14 protein-coding genes are annotated in these 12,870 nt (G+C 56.4%); 6 read left to right on the top strand and 8 right to left on the bottom strand.

Annotated elements, in window-relative coordinates:
- Positions 1 to 27: 27 nt before the first annotated feature.
- The 3 genes from RCCS2_RS02745 to RCCS2_RS02735 all read left to right on the top strand — a co-directional run bounded on the left by RCCS2_RS02745 (position 28) and on the right by RCCS2_RS02735 (position 3,403).
- The gene (locus RCCS2_RS02745) at positions 28 to 456 is read left to right on the top strand and encodes a DUF1801 domain-containing protein (RefSeq protein ID WP_037293103.1); all 429 of its coding nucleotides are present in this window, start codon (positions 28 to 30) and stop codon (positions 454 to 456) included.
- Between the two features lie 125 nt (positions 457 to 581).
- The gene (gene gltX, locus RCCS2_RS02740) at positions 582 to 1,907 is read left to right on the top strand and encodes a glutamate--tRNA ligase (protein ID WP_008231141.1); all 1,326 of its coding nucleotides are present in this window, start codon (positions 582 to 584) and stop codon (positions 1,905 to 1,907) included.
- Positions 1,908 to 1,990: 83 nt separating this feature from the next.
- Positions 1,991 to 3,403, top strand: coding sequence for an MATE family efflux transporter (locus RCCS2_RS02735; RefSeq protein WP_008231140.1), 1,413 nt, complete (start codon positions 1,991 to 1,993; stop codon positions 3,401 to 3,403).
- Here RCCS2_RS02735 and RCCS2_RS02730 read toward each other — a convergent pair.
- Genes RCCS2_RS02730 through RCCS2_RS02720 form a run of 3 tightly spaced genes read right to left on the bottom strand, consistent with a single transcriptional unit; the run spans position 3,374 to position 7,130 of the window.
- On the bottom strand, positions 3,374 to 3,928 hold the full coding sequence (locus RCCS2_RS02730; RefSeq protein WP_037293101.1) for a gamma-glutamylcyclotransferase: 555 nt from the start codon (positions 3,926 to 3,928) through the stop codon (positions 3,374 to 3,376). The genes RCCS2_RS02735 and RCCS2_RS02730 overlap by 30 nt on opposite strands.
- A complete protein-coding gene (locus RCCS2_RS02725; RefSeq protein WP_008231138.1) occupies positions 3,925 to 6,441 on the bottom strand; it encodes an ABC transporter permease in 2,517 nt (838 codons plus the stop codon). Before RCCS2_RS02725 ends, RCCS2_RS02730 begins: the two co-directional genes overlap by 4 nt.
- Positions 6,438 to 7,130: an ABC transporter ATP-binding protein gene (locus RCCS2_RS02720; protein ID WP_037293099.1), complete on the bottom strand. Its 693-nt coding sequence runs from the start codon at positions 7,128 to 7,130 to the stop codon at positions 6,438 to 6,440. Before RCCS2_RS02720 ends, RCCS2_RS02725 begins: the two co-directional genes overlap by 4 nt.
- Here RCCS2_RS02720 and RCCS2_RS02715 point away from each other — a divergent pair.
- Genes RCCS2_RS02715 through RCCS2_RS02705 form a run of 3 tightly spaced genes read left to right on the top strand, consistent with a single transcriptional unit; the run spans position 7,108 to position 8,640 of the window.
- Positions 7,108 to 7,812 carry an arylesterase gene (locus RCCS2_RS02715; protein WP_083791129.1) on the top strand — a complete coding sequence of 235 codons (705 nt, stop codon included), beginning with the start codon at positions 7,108 to 7,110 and terminating at the stop codon, positions 7,810 to 7,812. The genes RCCS2_RS02720 and RCCS2_RS02715 overlap by 23 nt on opposite strands.
- Before the next feature lie 3 nt (positions 7,813 to 7,815).
- Positions 7,816 to 8,397: an SOS response-associated peptidase gene (locus RCCS2_RS02710; protein ID WP_008231135.1), complete on the top strand. Its 582-nt coding sequence runs from the start codon at positions 7,816 to 7,818 to the stop codon at positions 8,395 to 8,397.
- A gap of 42 nt (positions 8,398 to 8,439) precedes the next feature.
- On the top strand, positions 8,440 to 8,640 hold the full coding sequence (locus RCCS2_RS02705; protein ID WP_008231134.1) for a dodecin family protein: 201 nt from the start codon (positions 8,440 to 8,442) through the stop codon (positions 8,638 to 8,640).
- A 58-nt stretch (positions 8,641 to 8,698) separates the two neighbouring features.
- Here RCCS2_RS02705 and RCCS2_RS02700 read toward each other — a convergent pair whose 3' ends face one another.
- From RCCS2_RS02700 to RCCS2_RS02680, 5 genes are all read right to left on the bottom strand, one after another.
- Positions 8,699 to 8,908: a cold-shock protein gene (locus RCCS2_RS02700; RefSeq protein WP_008231133.1), complete on the bottom strand. Its 210-nt coding sequence runs from the start codon at positions 8,906 to 8,908 to the stop codon at positions 8,699 to 8,701.
- A 231-nt stretch (positions 8,909 to 9,139) separates the two neighbouring features.
- Positions 9,140 to 9,346 carry a cold-shock protein gene (locus RCCS2_RS02695; protein WP_008231132.1) on the bottom strand — a complete coding sequence of 69 codons (207 nt, stop codon included), beginning with the start codon at positions 9,344 to 9,346 and terminating at the stop codon, positions 9,140 to 9,142.
- Between the two features lie 240 nt (positions 9,347 to 9,586).
- On the bottom strand, positions 9,587 to 11,092 hold the full coding sequence (locus RCCS2_RS02690; RefSeq protein WP_008231130.1) for a mannitol dehydrogenase family protein: 1,506 nt from the start codon (positions 11,090 to 11,092) through the stop codon (positions 9,587 to 9,589).
- Entirely contained in the window at positions 11,092 to 11,865 is a 774-nt protein-coding gene (locus tag RCCS2_RS02685) for an L-iditol 2-dehydrogenase (protein ID WP_008231116.1), read from the bottom strand. The genes RCCS2_RS02690 and RCCS2_RS02685 overlap by 1 nt, the downstream gene beginning before the upstream one ends.
- Positions 11,862 to 12,866 carry an ABC transporter ATP-binding protein gene (locus RCCS2_RS02680; RefSeq protein ID WP_008231114.1) on the bottom strand — a complete coding sequence of 335 codons (1,005 nt, stop codon included), beginning with the start codon at positions 12,864 to 12,866 and terminating at the stop codon, positions 11,862 to 11,864. The genes RCCS2_RS02685 and RCCS2_RS02680 overlap by 4 nt, the downstream gene beginning before the upstream one ends.
- Between the last annotated feature and the right edge of the window lie 4 nt (positions 12,867 to 12,870).

Genomic DNA, 12,870 nt, shown 5'->3' with positions numbered 1-12,870 from the left:
CTGCGCCTAACCATGATAACCTTGCGCATGGCCGAAAATAAGACCCAAGCAACAGTTCAAAGCGTTGATGATTTTATCGCCGCGGTCGCGCATCCAACGCGGCAGTCGGATGCGCGACAACTCGATAAGCTGTTTCGCAAAACTACAGAATGGGAGCCGCAAATGTGGGGGCCCACTATGATCGGCTACGGGCAGTATCATTATACTTACAACAGCGGTCGCAGCGGCGATTTTCTGGCCACCGGCTTTAGCCCACGAAAGAGTAACCTGTCGATCTACATTATGCCCGGATATGCCGACTTTGGGACGATCCTGTCCCGGTTGGGGAAACATAAAATCGGCAAATCCTGCCTCTACATCAACAAGCTTGCCGACATTGATATGGCTGTGTTGGACGAATTGATCCGTGCGGGTCTTGATGATTTAGGCAAACGCTGGCCCATCAAGCCAAGCTAGCCTGTCATTCGTCGTTCCATCAAACTCTGGCAGAGGCGAAGCTGGGCGCGCGCATCTGAAAGCACCGGCCAAACTGGACATCCCATCCGTCTCATGCTCAAAGCCCATCAACAGGAGACGGACCCATGACCACCACCAGATTCGCCCCATCGCCCACCGGCTGGTTGCACATCGGCAACCTGCGCGCGGCACTATTCAACTATGCCATCGCACGGCAACAGGGCGGCACCTTCATTCTGCGGATTGATGATACGGATGCAGAACGATCCAAGGACGAATATATTGAAGGCGTCAAAGAAGACCTGACATGGCTTGGTTTTACATGGGACCGGATTGAACATCAGTCGGCACGCATGGACAACTATCTGGCCGCCAAGCAAAAGCTGATCGACATGGGGCGGCTTTATGAGTGTTTTGAAACACCGGTTGAACTGGATCTCAAGCGCAAGAAACAGCTGAATATGGGTAAACCGCCGGTCTATGATCGCGCGGCCTTGGACCTGTCAGAGGATGAAAAGAACACGCTGCGGGCCGAACGCGGATCGCATTGGCGTTTTCAGCTGGATCACAAGCGGATTGAATGGACTGACGGGATTATCGGCGACATCTCAATTGATGCGGCGTCCGTCAGTGACCCGGTCTTGTTCAAGAATGATGGCCAGATCCTTTATACATTGGCGTCCGTCGTGGATGATACCGAAATGGGTATCACCGACGTGGTGCGCGGTTCTGACCATGTCACGAACACTGCAACGCAAATCCAGATGATCGAAGCGCTGGGCGGCGATGTGCCGCGCTTTGCGCACCATTCGCTGCTGACCGGCCCGCAGGGCGAGGCGCTGTCCAAACGCCTTGGCACGCTGGCGCTGCGCGACCTGCGCAAGCAAGGGATTGCACCGCAGGCAATCCTGTCGCTGATGGCGCGCTTGGGCTCATCTGATCCGGTTGAATTGCGCAGCAACATCGCCGACGTTGTCGCGGGTTTTGACCTGTCAAAGTTCGGCTCTGCGCCTACGAAATTCGACGCCCAAGACCTGATCCCACTCACCGCCCGTCATCTTGCAACACTTAGCGCGGGTGACGTGGCCGATGTTTTAACATCGGCTGGTGTGCCGGATGAGATCAAAGAACCGTTTTGGAATGTGGTGCGCGAGAATATCAATAGTCTTGATGAAGTCGCCAACTGGTGGGTTCTTTTCCGCGACGGAGCAACACCATTGGTCGAAGACGACGACCGCGCCTTTGTTGCCGAAGCTTTCGCGATGTTGCCACCTTTACCCTACACATCCACGACCTGGAGCGAATGGACAACGACGGTGAAAGAAGCGACAGGGCGTAAGGGCAAAGGCCTGTTCATGCCACTGCGCAAGGCCGTAACAGGCCGTCAGCGCGGGCCCGAAATGGCGGATGTGATGCCGCTTTTGCAGACGCGCCCCACATTCGAAGACTAAACCCGGCCCGAAAGTTCTTGAACTTTGCAAGGCGTCCTGCGCTCCATAGGGTATGATCACCCCAGCGCAGGCGCACGATTGACATGAGCGATAGCAAAGCCCCGGACGCCCAGGCGAAATTCACTCAAGGCAGTCTGTTTGGGCATATCTCGGTGATGTCGCTCACGGCCTCCATCGGGCTGATGGCTGTCTTTCTTGTCGATTTTGTCGACATGATCTTCATCTCGATGCTGGGTAAGGCTGAATTGGCCGCTGCGGTGGGTTACGCCGGTGCAATCCTGTTTTTTACGACCTCATTCGGGATTGGGATGACAATTGCAGCTGGCGCCTTGGTCGCGCGCGCCTTGGGTGCTGGTCAGGCAGAAGAAGCCCGCAGGCGCGCGACAAACGCATTAATTTACGGCGTGATCTTCGGTGCTGTCTTTGCGGCAGCTGTCTGGTTCAATCTCAGCACACTTGCATCGTTGTTGGGCGCGACCGGTGAAACGCTGGAACTGGCGGTCCACTATTTGCAGATCATCGTCCCATCTTTGCCCTTCCTTATGGTTGGGATGATCGGCGGCGCCATTCTGCGGGCCCATGGTGATGCCCGACGTGCCATGATGGCCACGATCTGGGGCGGGCTGGTTAACGCGGTTCTTGATCCGATCCTAATCTTCGGGCTTGATTTGGAACTAACCGGCGCCGCCCTTGCCAGCGTTTGCGCGCGGGTCGTTATTGCGATCACAGCGCTCTTGCCACTGATCCGGCACTATGACGGTTTCGATAAACCTACCGCCGCAAGCCTGACGATTGATCTGCGCCCGATCCTGGCGATTGCGATCCCAGCTATTCTGACACAGCTGGCGACGCCAATTGGGCAAGCTTACGTGACACGGGCGATGGCAGATTTCGGGGAAGAGGCCGTTGCCGGCATGGCGATTGTTGCCCGTATGACACCGGTTGGTTTTGGGATCATCTTTGCGCTGTCTGGTGCCATCGGGCCCATTATCGGGCAGAACGCCGGGGCGGGGCTCAGCGACCGCGTGCGTGGGGCATTCCGCGAGGGTTTGGTTTTCACAGGGATAGTGGTGATTGTTGTCTCCACATTGTTCTTTCTTGCTCGTCCGGGCATTCAGATGCTTTTCCAACTGGAAGACGGGCTTGCCCTGACGCTCGTGTTTCTCTTTGCTGGTCCACTGTCGCTGATGTTCTTTTTTAATGGCGTTATCTTTGTGGCCAACGCGGCGTTCAACAATCTGGGGCGTCCATTCTATTCCACAATCGTGAATTGGGGACGCCACACGCTGGGCACGATCCCTTTTGTCATTGTCGGGGCCGTATGGTTTGGTGCACCGGGTGTCTTGATTGGCCAATCGCTGGGTGGTGCGGTTTTCGCGCTGGCTGCTTTTCTGCTCGCCCGCCGTGTTATCGCAAGGCAAGCGGCAGGGACGACACCAGCCGAACCTTTCGCCCGGCAAGCGCGCCTATTCAGCCTTCTCCATCACCGCCGTTAAGTGGTCATCGACCAAGGCCTGTTCGGCCCGGCTTAGGATCTGGTGGCGCGGATAGATCGGGTTCGCGCGATCATTCAGGATGGGCGTGTTCCAACCATCTGTGGTCTCAAAGAAGTGGGTGACACCTGCATGACCATGTACCCGCAGATAGCCCTGCACGACCACATCGACGTAGCTGAGCAGGATCGGGTGACTGCCCGCATTGGCAATATGATCGGGCTTAACTTGATAGACTGCAGTCGGCGCATAGGGGCCATCATGATGGATTGTATGACTGACGTCATGGCGTTGATACGCCGCCTCGCGTTGATCCAGCGATACCCAATCCGCGCCCGGAACGCGGGCAATCACGCCGTGTAAACTGGTTTGTCCGCATCGCATGACCGACAGATAAGCCGCTTTGCGCAAATTGGTCGGCCGCCATACACGCCGCCAGCCATGCAGCACAGCCGGGCGCGGATCATCATAAGCATGCGTTGCCAGATTGACGAGGCTGCCATAGCCAAAGAAAGCAGGATCGTTCATTCGCGTGCGCGCAACACCTGCGCTGGTTTCGCCGAAAGCGGACGCCATGCAAATGCCAATCCAGCCAAAAGTGAGGCCAGCACACCGCCGCCGATAATCAGCAATGCGTTCGACCATATGATGGTATAGCCGGTCTCCATAATGAAGGTCGATACTGCCCAGCCGCCCAAGATACCAGCGCCCAATGCAACCATCCCCGCCGCCAATCCAAGGATTGCGGCGCGCAGTGCAAAGCTTGCGATGATGCGGCGGCGTGGTGCACCCAATGTCTTTAGAACCGCCGCTTCAAAGGTGCGCGCCCGTTCGCCCGCAGCTGCGGCACCAATCAGCACCAAGAAACCAGTGACAAGCGTGATCAGTGCGCCATACCGTGTCGCCGCTGAAATCCCGCCGACCAATTCGATCACCTGATCAATCGCGTCACGGATACGGATGGCCGTGATGTTGGGATAGGCAGTCGCCAGATCGCGCAGGATCGCCGCTTCGGCCTCTTCCTCGGCGTAGACGGTCGAAATCCAGCTGTGCGGCGCGCCTGCCAGCGCACCTTGATTCATGGCTAGGACAAAACCGATGCCTGCGTCTTCCCAACTGACATCACGAAAGCTGGTAACGTCTGCGGTGATATCGCGGCCCAATACGTTGACGGTCATTGTGTCACCCAATTGCAAGCCCATCTCGGCGGCTTCCTCAGCTGAAAAGCTGATTTGCGGCGGACCATCGTACCCGGCAGGCCACCAAGTGCCTTCGGTTACTTCGGTGCCCGTGGGCTGTGCGTCTGCATAGGTGATGCCCCGGTCGCCTTGGGTCACCCAATGGCCACCTGCGACCTCTTCTGCGGGACGGCCGTTGATTTGCGTGATGATGCCGCGCAGCATTGGCGCTGTATCAACCCGGCTGACTGCCGCATCGGAATTGAGCCTTTCACGAAACCCTTCGATTTGGTCAGGCTGGATATCAACAAAGAAATAGCTGGGGGCGATTTCGGGCAGATCATTGGAAAACGAACTGCGCAGGTTCCCATCAATTTGACCGACCGCTGCCAGAACCGTCAGGCCAAGGCCCAAAGACAAGACGACCGATGTCGCCTCACCCCCGCGCGCGCCAATGGATCCAAAGGCAAGCCGTAGGGCAGGGCGTCCGCGTGTGGCCTTGCGCAGCCGTCTTGCGACCCAGCGAATGATGTAGGCTGCAATTACGAGGATCGAAAGCGCGCCTGCGATGCCGCCTGCTGTCCATAGCGTCAGGAAAACGGTGCCGGAAAACCAAACGGCGGTGCCGATCAATAAGGCAAGCAAAGCCAGTATCGCGATCAGATAACGAGCTGCGGGCAGGGCGGCGCTTGCTGTAAATGCGTCTCTGAACAAGGTAGCGGCACGGACATCTTCGGTTTTCGCAAGCGGCCAAAGTGTAAAGACAAGCGCGGCAAGCAGACCGTAAACCGCGGCCTCAAACAGCGGTGCAGGATAGACGGTAAAGACAGCCGGAATGGGCAGACGTGCTTCGATCAGCGGAGCGAATAGAACCGGCAGTGCTGCCCCCAAGATCAGACCGATCAAAACCCCTGCTAGGGTCAGCACGCCGATTTGGATAAAGTACGTTTGAAAGATGATCTTACGCGTGGCACCCACAGTTTTCAGCGTGGCAATAACCCCCGTTTTCCCCGCCAGATACGCGCGCACGGCCGCCGAAACACCAACGCCGCCCACGGCGAGCCCCGACAGCCCAACAAGGATCAGGAATGCCCCGATCCGATCCACAAATTGCGCCACCCCGCCAGCCCCACGGCGGCTATCACGCCACCGCAGTCCACTGTCGCGGAACTGTGCTTCGGCGTTTTGTTCCAATACTGCTAGATCGGCGCCTTGCGGCAAATCAAGGCGATATTGGGTGGAAAACAGTGTCCCTTCCGCGATCAGCCCGGATGCCGCCAGATCATCTGTTCGCACGATGGTGCGCGGCCCAAGGCCAAAACCACCAGCGGCGTTGTCTGGATAGCGATCAAGGATCGCGCGCAATGTGAAGGTCTGTTCGCCCAGCCGAAACAGATCACCGGGTGCGAGTGCCAGCCTGTCGGCCAGCACACGTTCCATCACACCGCCTTTGTCAGCCAATGCTTGGGGTAAGGGTATAGGTGGATCAAGCTGGACCTCACCAATCAAAGGATAAAGGTCATCGACCGCACGGGTTTGTGTCAACCCACGTTCGGTTTCGCCGTTTTGTTCGACCACGACCATCGACCGGAAATCAACAGTTTCAGAAATATCGTCAGATATGGACTGAAGCCAGTCCAATTCAGCCTCACGGGCGAAGCGGTACGTAAACTCCACCTCTGCGTCACCACCCAAAAGGGCCGCGCCATCGCGTTTCAGCCCGGCCTCAATGCCAGCACGCACAGTGCCGACAGCGGCAATGGCTGCAACGCCCAAGGCCAGACAAGCCAGAAAGACGCGGAACCCACGTAAACCGCCACGCAATTCACGCGCCGCAAGTCTGGCCGAGATTGCAAGGCTCATTCGGCGGCCTTTGCCACTGGTGCATCAATGCGTCCATCGCGCAGGCGCACCACCCGGTCACAACGGCTGGCCAATTCGCCCGAATGCGTGACCATAACCAGTGTGGCCCCATGCCGGTCGCGCAGGTCAAACAGCAAGTCAATGATCGCTTGCCCGTTGGTTTCATCCAAATTGCCCGTTGGCTCATCTGCCAAAAGGATGCGTGGACGCGGGGCTGAAGCACGGGCAAGTGCGACGCGTTGCTGCTCACCCCCAGACATTTGATTTGGGTAATGGTTGATCCGGTCAGCAAGGCCCACGGCCGCCAACTCTGCCTCGGCGCGGGCAAAAGCATCTTTTGCGCCGGCCAGTTCTAACGGGGTTGCGACGTTTTCCAAGGCCGTCATTGTGGGGATTAGGTGGAAAGATTGGAACACCACCCCCATATTATCCCTACGAAAGAGGGCAAGCTGGTCTTCGTTCATCGCCGTCAGATCCTGCTTCAAGGCCATGATCTGCCCTGATGTTGCCTGTTCCAGCCCACCCATCAACATCAGGAGCGATGATTTGCCAGACCCACTCGGCCCGACCAACCCTAGCGTTTCCCCCGCCATAACGTCGAGAGAGATGTCATGCAGGATATCGACGCGTCCTGCGTTACCGTCGAGCGATAGATTGGCATTTGCGATGGATAGAACAGCTTCGGTCATCAAATGGGCCTCAATCGGGGGGTCTGCCTTTGCATATGGGGCCGTTTCGCGTGCTGCCAAGTTAGGGGCGGCACTTTTGCTGACAACGACGCTGGCGCAGGCAGAAACGGTAACAATTGCGGCACTGGGCGATAGTCTGACTGCTGGATACGGTCTTGCGCAAGACGATGGATTTGTACCGCAGCTAGAGGCGTGGCTGGAACAGCAAGGCGCAGATGTGACAGTCATGAACGCAGGGGTATCCGGCGATACCACGGCTGGTGGCCTTAGCCGTGTCGCCTGGACACTGACCCCAGAGGTGGACGCCATGATCGTGACGCTGGGGGGTAATGACTATCTGCGCGGCATCGACCCTGCTGTAAGTCGCGCCAATCTGGACGGGGTGCTGGCCGCCGGACAAGACGCAGGGGTTGAAATGCTATTGGTCGGGCTGTCAGTTGGCGCGAATTACGGGCTGGAGTACAAACAAGAATTTGAAGGCATGTATGTGGAGCTTGCCACAAAATACGACATCGCGCTTTACGCTGATTTCGCCGCTGGTCTGCGTGCCGCGGCTGGCATGCAGGAAGGTATGTCAGAGTTTCTGCAACCCGACGGCATTCACCCCAATCCCGAAGGGGTTTCAGTCATTGTTGCAGCGATTGGGCCTGCGGTGCTTGATCTTGTGACGGCTGCGCAATAGGCGATGCCGGGGCAGTTTTTCCTGACTGAACAGGTTGGCCAAAAAGCGGATGCGCCACGCCTGAACATCGCCCCCGGTCAAGAGGTGATCACACTGACCACTGATGGTACGCAACATATGCGCTGGGGCATGATCCCGGTTGGTCGGGTCAACGCCCGTGGTCGTCCCGTGATGGAAACGATCATCAATGCGCGGTCCGAAACGGTGTTCGACAAATCCGCGTTTGCCGATGTGAAACGCGCCATTGTTCCCGCAAGCGGCTGGTACGAATGGACGGGTGAGAAACGGCATAAGCAGCCGTGGCGGATCAAGCGCAAGGATGGCGGTTTGCTTTACTTTGCAGCGGTTTATGACGTGTGGAACGGCCCGGGCGGGGTGCAAGTCCCACAGGTGGCGACAGTTACTTGCGCGCCATCGGCGGATGTCCGCGACATTCATCACCGCATGGGCGTGATCCTGACGGAAGACCAATGCACGCAGTGGCTTGAGGGCGATGAAGAAGATGCCAAGTTGCTGATGCAGCCTTTTCCCGATGGTAAATTGCGCGTCGAAAAAGTCGATGATGTGGACTGGGACGGGGCGTAGGGTTAGGTTTTCCCGGTACAATCAACAAAAGGGAGAATATGAATGTCAGTTGCAAAGGTCACAGAGATTATTTCGTCCTCGTCGAAATCATTCGACGATGCTGTCGAGAACGGGATCAAGCGCGCATCAAAGACGCTGAAAGGGATTACCGGCGCTTGGGTTGCCGATCAGAAGGTCACCGTCAAAGACGGCAAAGTCGATGAATACCGCGTTGTGATGAAGGTCACATTTGTTCTGGACTAAGAAAAATGGGCGCCGGATCAGGCGGCCATTTCCAAAATTTACTAAACAATAATGTGCCTTAATCGGCCAGTGTCAGGTTCACGGCGCTTTCGCGTCCGTCACGGCCTGCTTCGATATCAAAATTGACCTTCTGGTCATCCTTGAGTCCGGTCAGACCAGACCGTTCGACAGCTGAAATGTGAACAAAAACGTCCTTACTGCCACCATCAGGTGCGATAAAGCCAAAACCTTTGGTGGTGTTGAACCATTTGACAGTGCCTGAAGCCATGTCCTTATTTCCTTATATAACCCGCTCGCGGAAGTGCAGCGGCGCGGCTCGGTCAAACGTGATCGAAAGACTGGGCCGGGTAGGGAAACAGTGGTCGATTGGTCAACGTCGCTTCAGCACCGTGCCACAATTCTGCCAAAATTTCAAGGAAACGTGAGTATTGTTCCCAATATGAGAACAAACAGGTGTGAGCGCGCGGAAGCCGCGCGCCACTTTCATATGCAGGTTCGCTTACGCGAGTGCGAGGTTCACAGCGGATTCACGCCCATCACGGCCAGCCTCGACGTCAAAAGTTACCTTTTGGTCGTCCTGCAGGCCTGTCAGGCCGGAACGCTCAACAGCGGAGATGTGAACGAAAACGTCCTTAGAGCCGCCATCAGGTGCGATAAAGCCGAAGCCTTTTGTTGTGTTGAACCATTTCACGGTGCCAGTAGCCATCGTGTTTTTCCTTTAGTATCAATGCTGTCCGCGATATTGCGACAGCTTGGCCGAGTCAGTGTCAAGATCGAGAGACTGTAGCCGAAAGGGAAAACAGTGGTCGAGTTGGATAACGTCTGCACCCTTCACTTGGGGCTTAACGGTACACAAATCAAGTGAAAATTTTGTAACAGCATCAAAGGGGACAGTATAAATATCGTTAGAAAATAGCACAAAACGTCATACTAAGCTTGGCACGGCTTACCTAGCGGCCTTTCCAAGATACTGTGTTATCGCGCTTTCGACGCCATCACGCCAGATCAGTTGCAACCAGTGATCAAAACGGGCCGCAAAGTGATCATTCTGCGCAAGATCACCATAATACTGTTCTTGCAATAACCAGATTTTAGAGGAGTCCCTTGCTTGCAGCGCAGTCACCTGCAGATCATTCCAAAAGGGATCATTTGGTTCAATTTCGCTGCCATCTTCGCGGATTCCAGCACACATGCGCGCCCAGACGGCTTCGACCAGTGCAAGCCCGGCGATAGGCGTGCCTTGTTTCAGGCCGTCCTTGATTGATGGCACAATAAAACCGGGATGCCGCGCCGACCCATCAAAAGCCACGCGCCGCGTTGTGTCGATGATCCGAGGGTTGGCAAACCGATCATTGATCAGTGTGACATAGGCCGTGGGCTCCATGCCCGGCACTGCGGCAAGATGCGGTAGGATCTCTTCGCGGGCGGTTTTTTGGAAGAAGGCGCTGATCTTTTCATGGGCTATACATTCGGCAATCGTCTCGATTGATAAAAGCTCCCCCGCGTTTGCGATAATCTGGTGCCCGCCGTTAAGCACCCTGATCTTCATTGCCTCAAAGTCGTGCACATCATTGGTGAATGTCGCGCCAACCCTATCCCAATCGGGCCTGCCTGCGCAAAAGCTGTCTTCGATCACCCACTGGCGAAAATTTTCATGGGTAACAGGCGAGGCATCGTCGATGCCCAGACTGCGCACCAGCGCCAGCTCACTGGGGCCGGTAGCAGGTACGATGCAATCGACCATGGAATTGGGGAAAGTACAGTTTTGGTCAATCCAATCAGCCAAATCTGGGTCGGACAGGCGCGCCAGCGACACAACCGTTTGCCGCAGGATCGCGCCATTGCCTTGTAGATTATCACAGCTCATGCAGGTGAAAGGCCCGGTATCCGCATCGCGCCGCTCTTTAAGCGCGGCAATGATCGCGCCAAAGGCAGTGTTGGGGGTGTTAGGGTGCGATGCATCGTGTTGAATGTCGGCATGCGACGCATCAAACCCCTTGGTGGCGGGATCAATAAAGTAGCCACCTTCGGTCACGGTCAGTGAAACAATGCGAATGGCAGGATCAGCCATCTGCGCAATTAAGGCCGCGTTATGTGGCTTAACCGGGGTGAAACCGATCATGGGGCCGATCACTTCTGCGGTGGTTTGTGATGGCTTCAACTCAATCAGCGTTGTCAGATAGTCCTGCGCCGCCAACCTGTCGCGTTGTTGGGCATCACCGGCGCGCACGCCTGCACCGATGACGGCCCAATCCAGCGCAAGGCCCTGCTGCATCAGCCGGTGCAGATACCACGCCTGATGCGCGCGGTGAAAATTACCAAGCCCGATATGGACAATGCCGGGGGTCAACTGCGCCCGGTCGTAAGTAGGCACCGCAACGGTTGCCGGTAAATCCATAAGCCGCTCGTTGCTCAGCACAATGGGCGCTTCGTGTCGTGCTTGGTCTTTCATCAGCTCATCCAATTGCCGCCATCCACATTATAAGTTTGCGCGACGATATAGTCGGCATCCGAAGAGGCGAGAAACACCGCCATCCCGGTAAGATCGTCAGCCGTTCCCATCCGGCCATATGGCACGGCTTCGCCAACTTCCTTTTTCTTCTGACCCGGTGCTTTGCCTTCGTGTTTGGCAAAAAATGCATCCACGCCATCCCAATGTTCGCCATCCACAACACCCGGTGCGATCGCATTCACGTTGATGCCGTGCTGGATCAGGTCTAGGCCTGCTGACTGGGTCAGTGAAATGATCGCGGCCTTGCTGGCACAATAGACCGCGACAAGGGGTTCGCCGCGCCGCCCGGCCTGGCTGGCCATATTGATGATCTTGCCTTTGATGCCGCGGCCAATCATGTGCCGCGCAACAGCCTGCATTGTAAAAAGCGACCCGCTGATGTTGATATCAAACACGCGGTTGTAGTCGTCGCGCATAATCTCTGTGATGGGTGCTGCGCTAAAGATGGCGGCGTTGTTGATCAGAATGTCGATCTGGCCAAACTGCGCCGCCGTTTTTGCGACACCCGCATCAATGCTTGCCTGATCCGTGACGTCAAAGTCGATGGCAATTGTCTGGCCCCCGATCTCTTTGGCCGAGGCGACAGCGCGATCATGGTCGATATCGGCAATGGCAACGCGCGCGCCTTCCTGCGCGTAGCGCCGGGCAAAGGCAAATCCAATGCCCCGCGCTCCCCCTGTAATCAGGGCCGTTTTGCCATCAAGCCGTTTCATGCAATCCGCAGGCCACCCGCATCAAAGCGGTGCAATTCGTCCATGCGCGGATTCAGGTGGATCGTGTCGCCATGCGTCAGGCTGATATCACCGATGGCGCGTACAGTCAGTGTTTCCGCCAGTCCGGTATTGTGGATGTGGAAGAAAGTGTCAGAGCCAAGATGCTCGGCCACGCCAACGGTGCCTTGCCACATGCCATCGCTTTGAACAACGTCGATATGTTCGGGGCGGATGCCGATGGTTGCAGCGTTATGCTTGGTGGCTTCTTCGCCAGTGATCAGGTTCATCTTGGGTGAACCGATGAAACCGGCCACAAAGGTGTTACGCGGTGCGCGGTACAGTTCGAGCGGGGAACCGACCTGTTCGATCACACCGGCCTGCAGCACAACGATCTTATCAGCCATTGTCATGGCTTCGACCTGATCGTGGGTCACGTAGACCATTGTTGTGGCAAGTTTCTTGTGCAGTTCAGAAATTTCCATCCGCATGCCGACACGCAAGGCGGCATCAAGGTTCGACAGTGGTTCGTCAAAAAGGAATGCAGAGGGTTCACGCACAATTGCCCGGCCAATCGCTACACGCTGACGCTGACCACCGGACAATTGGCCCGGTTTACGGTCGATGTAGTCGGCAAGGTTCAGAACCTCGGCGGCTGCATTCACACGGCGGTCAATTTCGGATTGGTCCATCTTGGCCATCCGCAGCGGGAAGGCGATGTTCTTGCGCACCGACATATGCGGGTAAAGCGCATAGGATTGAAACACCATCGCAAGGCCGCGTTTTGCAGGCACCAGATCAGTGGCATCTGTGCCATCAATCTCAATATGGCCGCTTGTGATATCCTCAAGCCCGGCAATCAGACGTAGCAGCGTGGATTTACCGCAACCTGACGGACCGACAAAGACGGTGAATTCGCCGTCTTTTATGGTCAGGTCAAGGGGTGGAATGACCTGCACATCGCCGAACGACTTGGTCACCTGTTTAAGTTGGATCTGTCCCATAATT

The organism is Roseobacter sp. CCS2, from assembly GCF_000169435.1.
Taxonomy (GTDB): domain Bacteria; phylum Pseudomonadota; class Alphaproteobacteria; order Rhodobacterales; family Rhodobacteraceae; genus Yoonia.
Note: the sequence above shows the minus strand (reverse complement) of the source record. Positions and strands in the feature narration are given on the sequence as shown.

What these genes read in the sequence shown, in the direction of transcription:
- RCCS2_RS02685 (WP_008231116.1), bottom strand. Translation starts at nt 11,865, where the DNA reads ATGAAACGGCTTGATGGCAAAACGGCCCTGATTACAGGGGGAGCGCGG.
- RCCS2_RS02705 (WP_008231134.1), top strand. Translation starts at nt 8,440, where the DNA reads ATGTCAGTTGCAAAGGTCACAGAGATTATTTCGTCCTCGTCGAAATCA.
- RCCS2_RS02720 (WP_037293099.1), bottom strand. Translation starts at nt 7,130, where the DNA reads ATGACCGAAGCTGTTCTATCCATCGCAAATGCCAATCTATCGCTCGAC.
- RCCS2_RS02715 (WP_083791129.1), top strand. Translation starts at nt 7,108, where the DNA reads ATGGATAGAACAGCTTCGGTCATCAAATGGGCCTCAATCGGGGGGTCT.
- RCCS2_RS02735 (WP_008231140.1), top strand. Translation starts at nt 1,991, where the DNA reads ATGAGCGATAGCAAAGCCCCGGACGCCCAGGCGAAATTCACTCAAGGC.
- RCCS2_RS02700 (WP_008231133.1), bottom strand. Translation starts at nt 8,908, where the DNA reads ATGGCTTCAGGCACTGTCAAATGGTTCAACACCACCAAAGGTTTTGGC.
- RCCS2_RS02710 (WP_008231135.1), top strand. Translation starts at nt 7,816, where the DNA reads ATGCCGGGGCAGTTTTTCCTGACTGAACAGGTTGGCCAAAAAGCGGAT.
- RCCS2_RS02680 (WP_008231114.1), bottom strand. Translation starts at nt 12,866, where the DNA reads ATGGGACAGATCCAACTTAAACAGGTGACCAAGTCGTTCGGCGATGTG.
- RCCS2_RS02730 (WP_037293101.1), bottom strand. Translation starts at nt 3,928, where the DNA reads ATGAACGATCCTGCTTTCTTTGGCTATGGCAGCCTCGTCAATCTGGCA.
- RCCS2_RS02745 (WP_037293103.1), top strand. Translation starts at nt 28, where the DNA reads ATGGCCGAAAATAAGACCCAAGCAACAGTTCAAAGCGTTGATGATTTT.
- RCCS2_RS02695 (WP_008231132.1), bottom strand. Translation starts at nt 9,346, where the DNA reads ATGGCTACTGGCACCGTGAAATGGTTCAACACAACAAAAGGCTTCGGC.
- RCCS2_RS02690 (WP_008231130.1), bottom strand. Translation starts at nt 11,092, where the DNA reads ATGAAAGACCAAGCACGACACGAAGCGCCCATTGTGCTGAGCAACGAG.
- gltX (WP_008231141.1), top strand. Translation starts at nt 582, where the DNA reads ATGACCACCACCAGATTCGCCCCATCGCCCACCGGCTGGTTGCACATC.
- RCCS2_RS02725 (WP_008231138.1), bottom strand. Translation starts at nt 6,441, where the DNA reads ATGAGCCTTGCAATCTCGGCCAGACTTGCGGCGCGTGAATTGCGTGGC.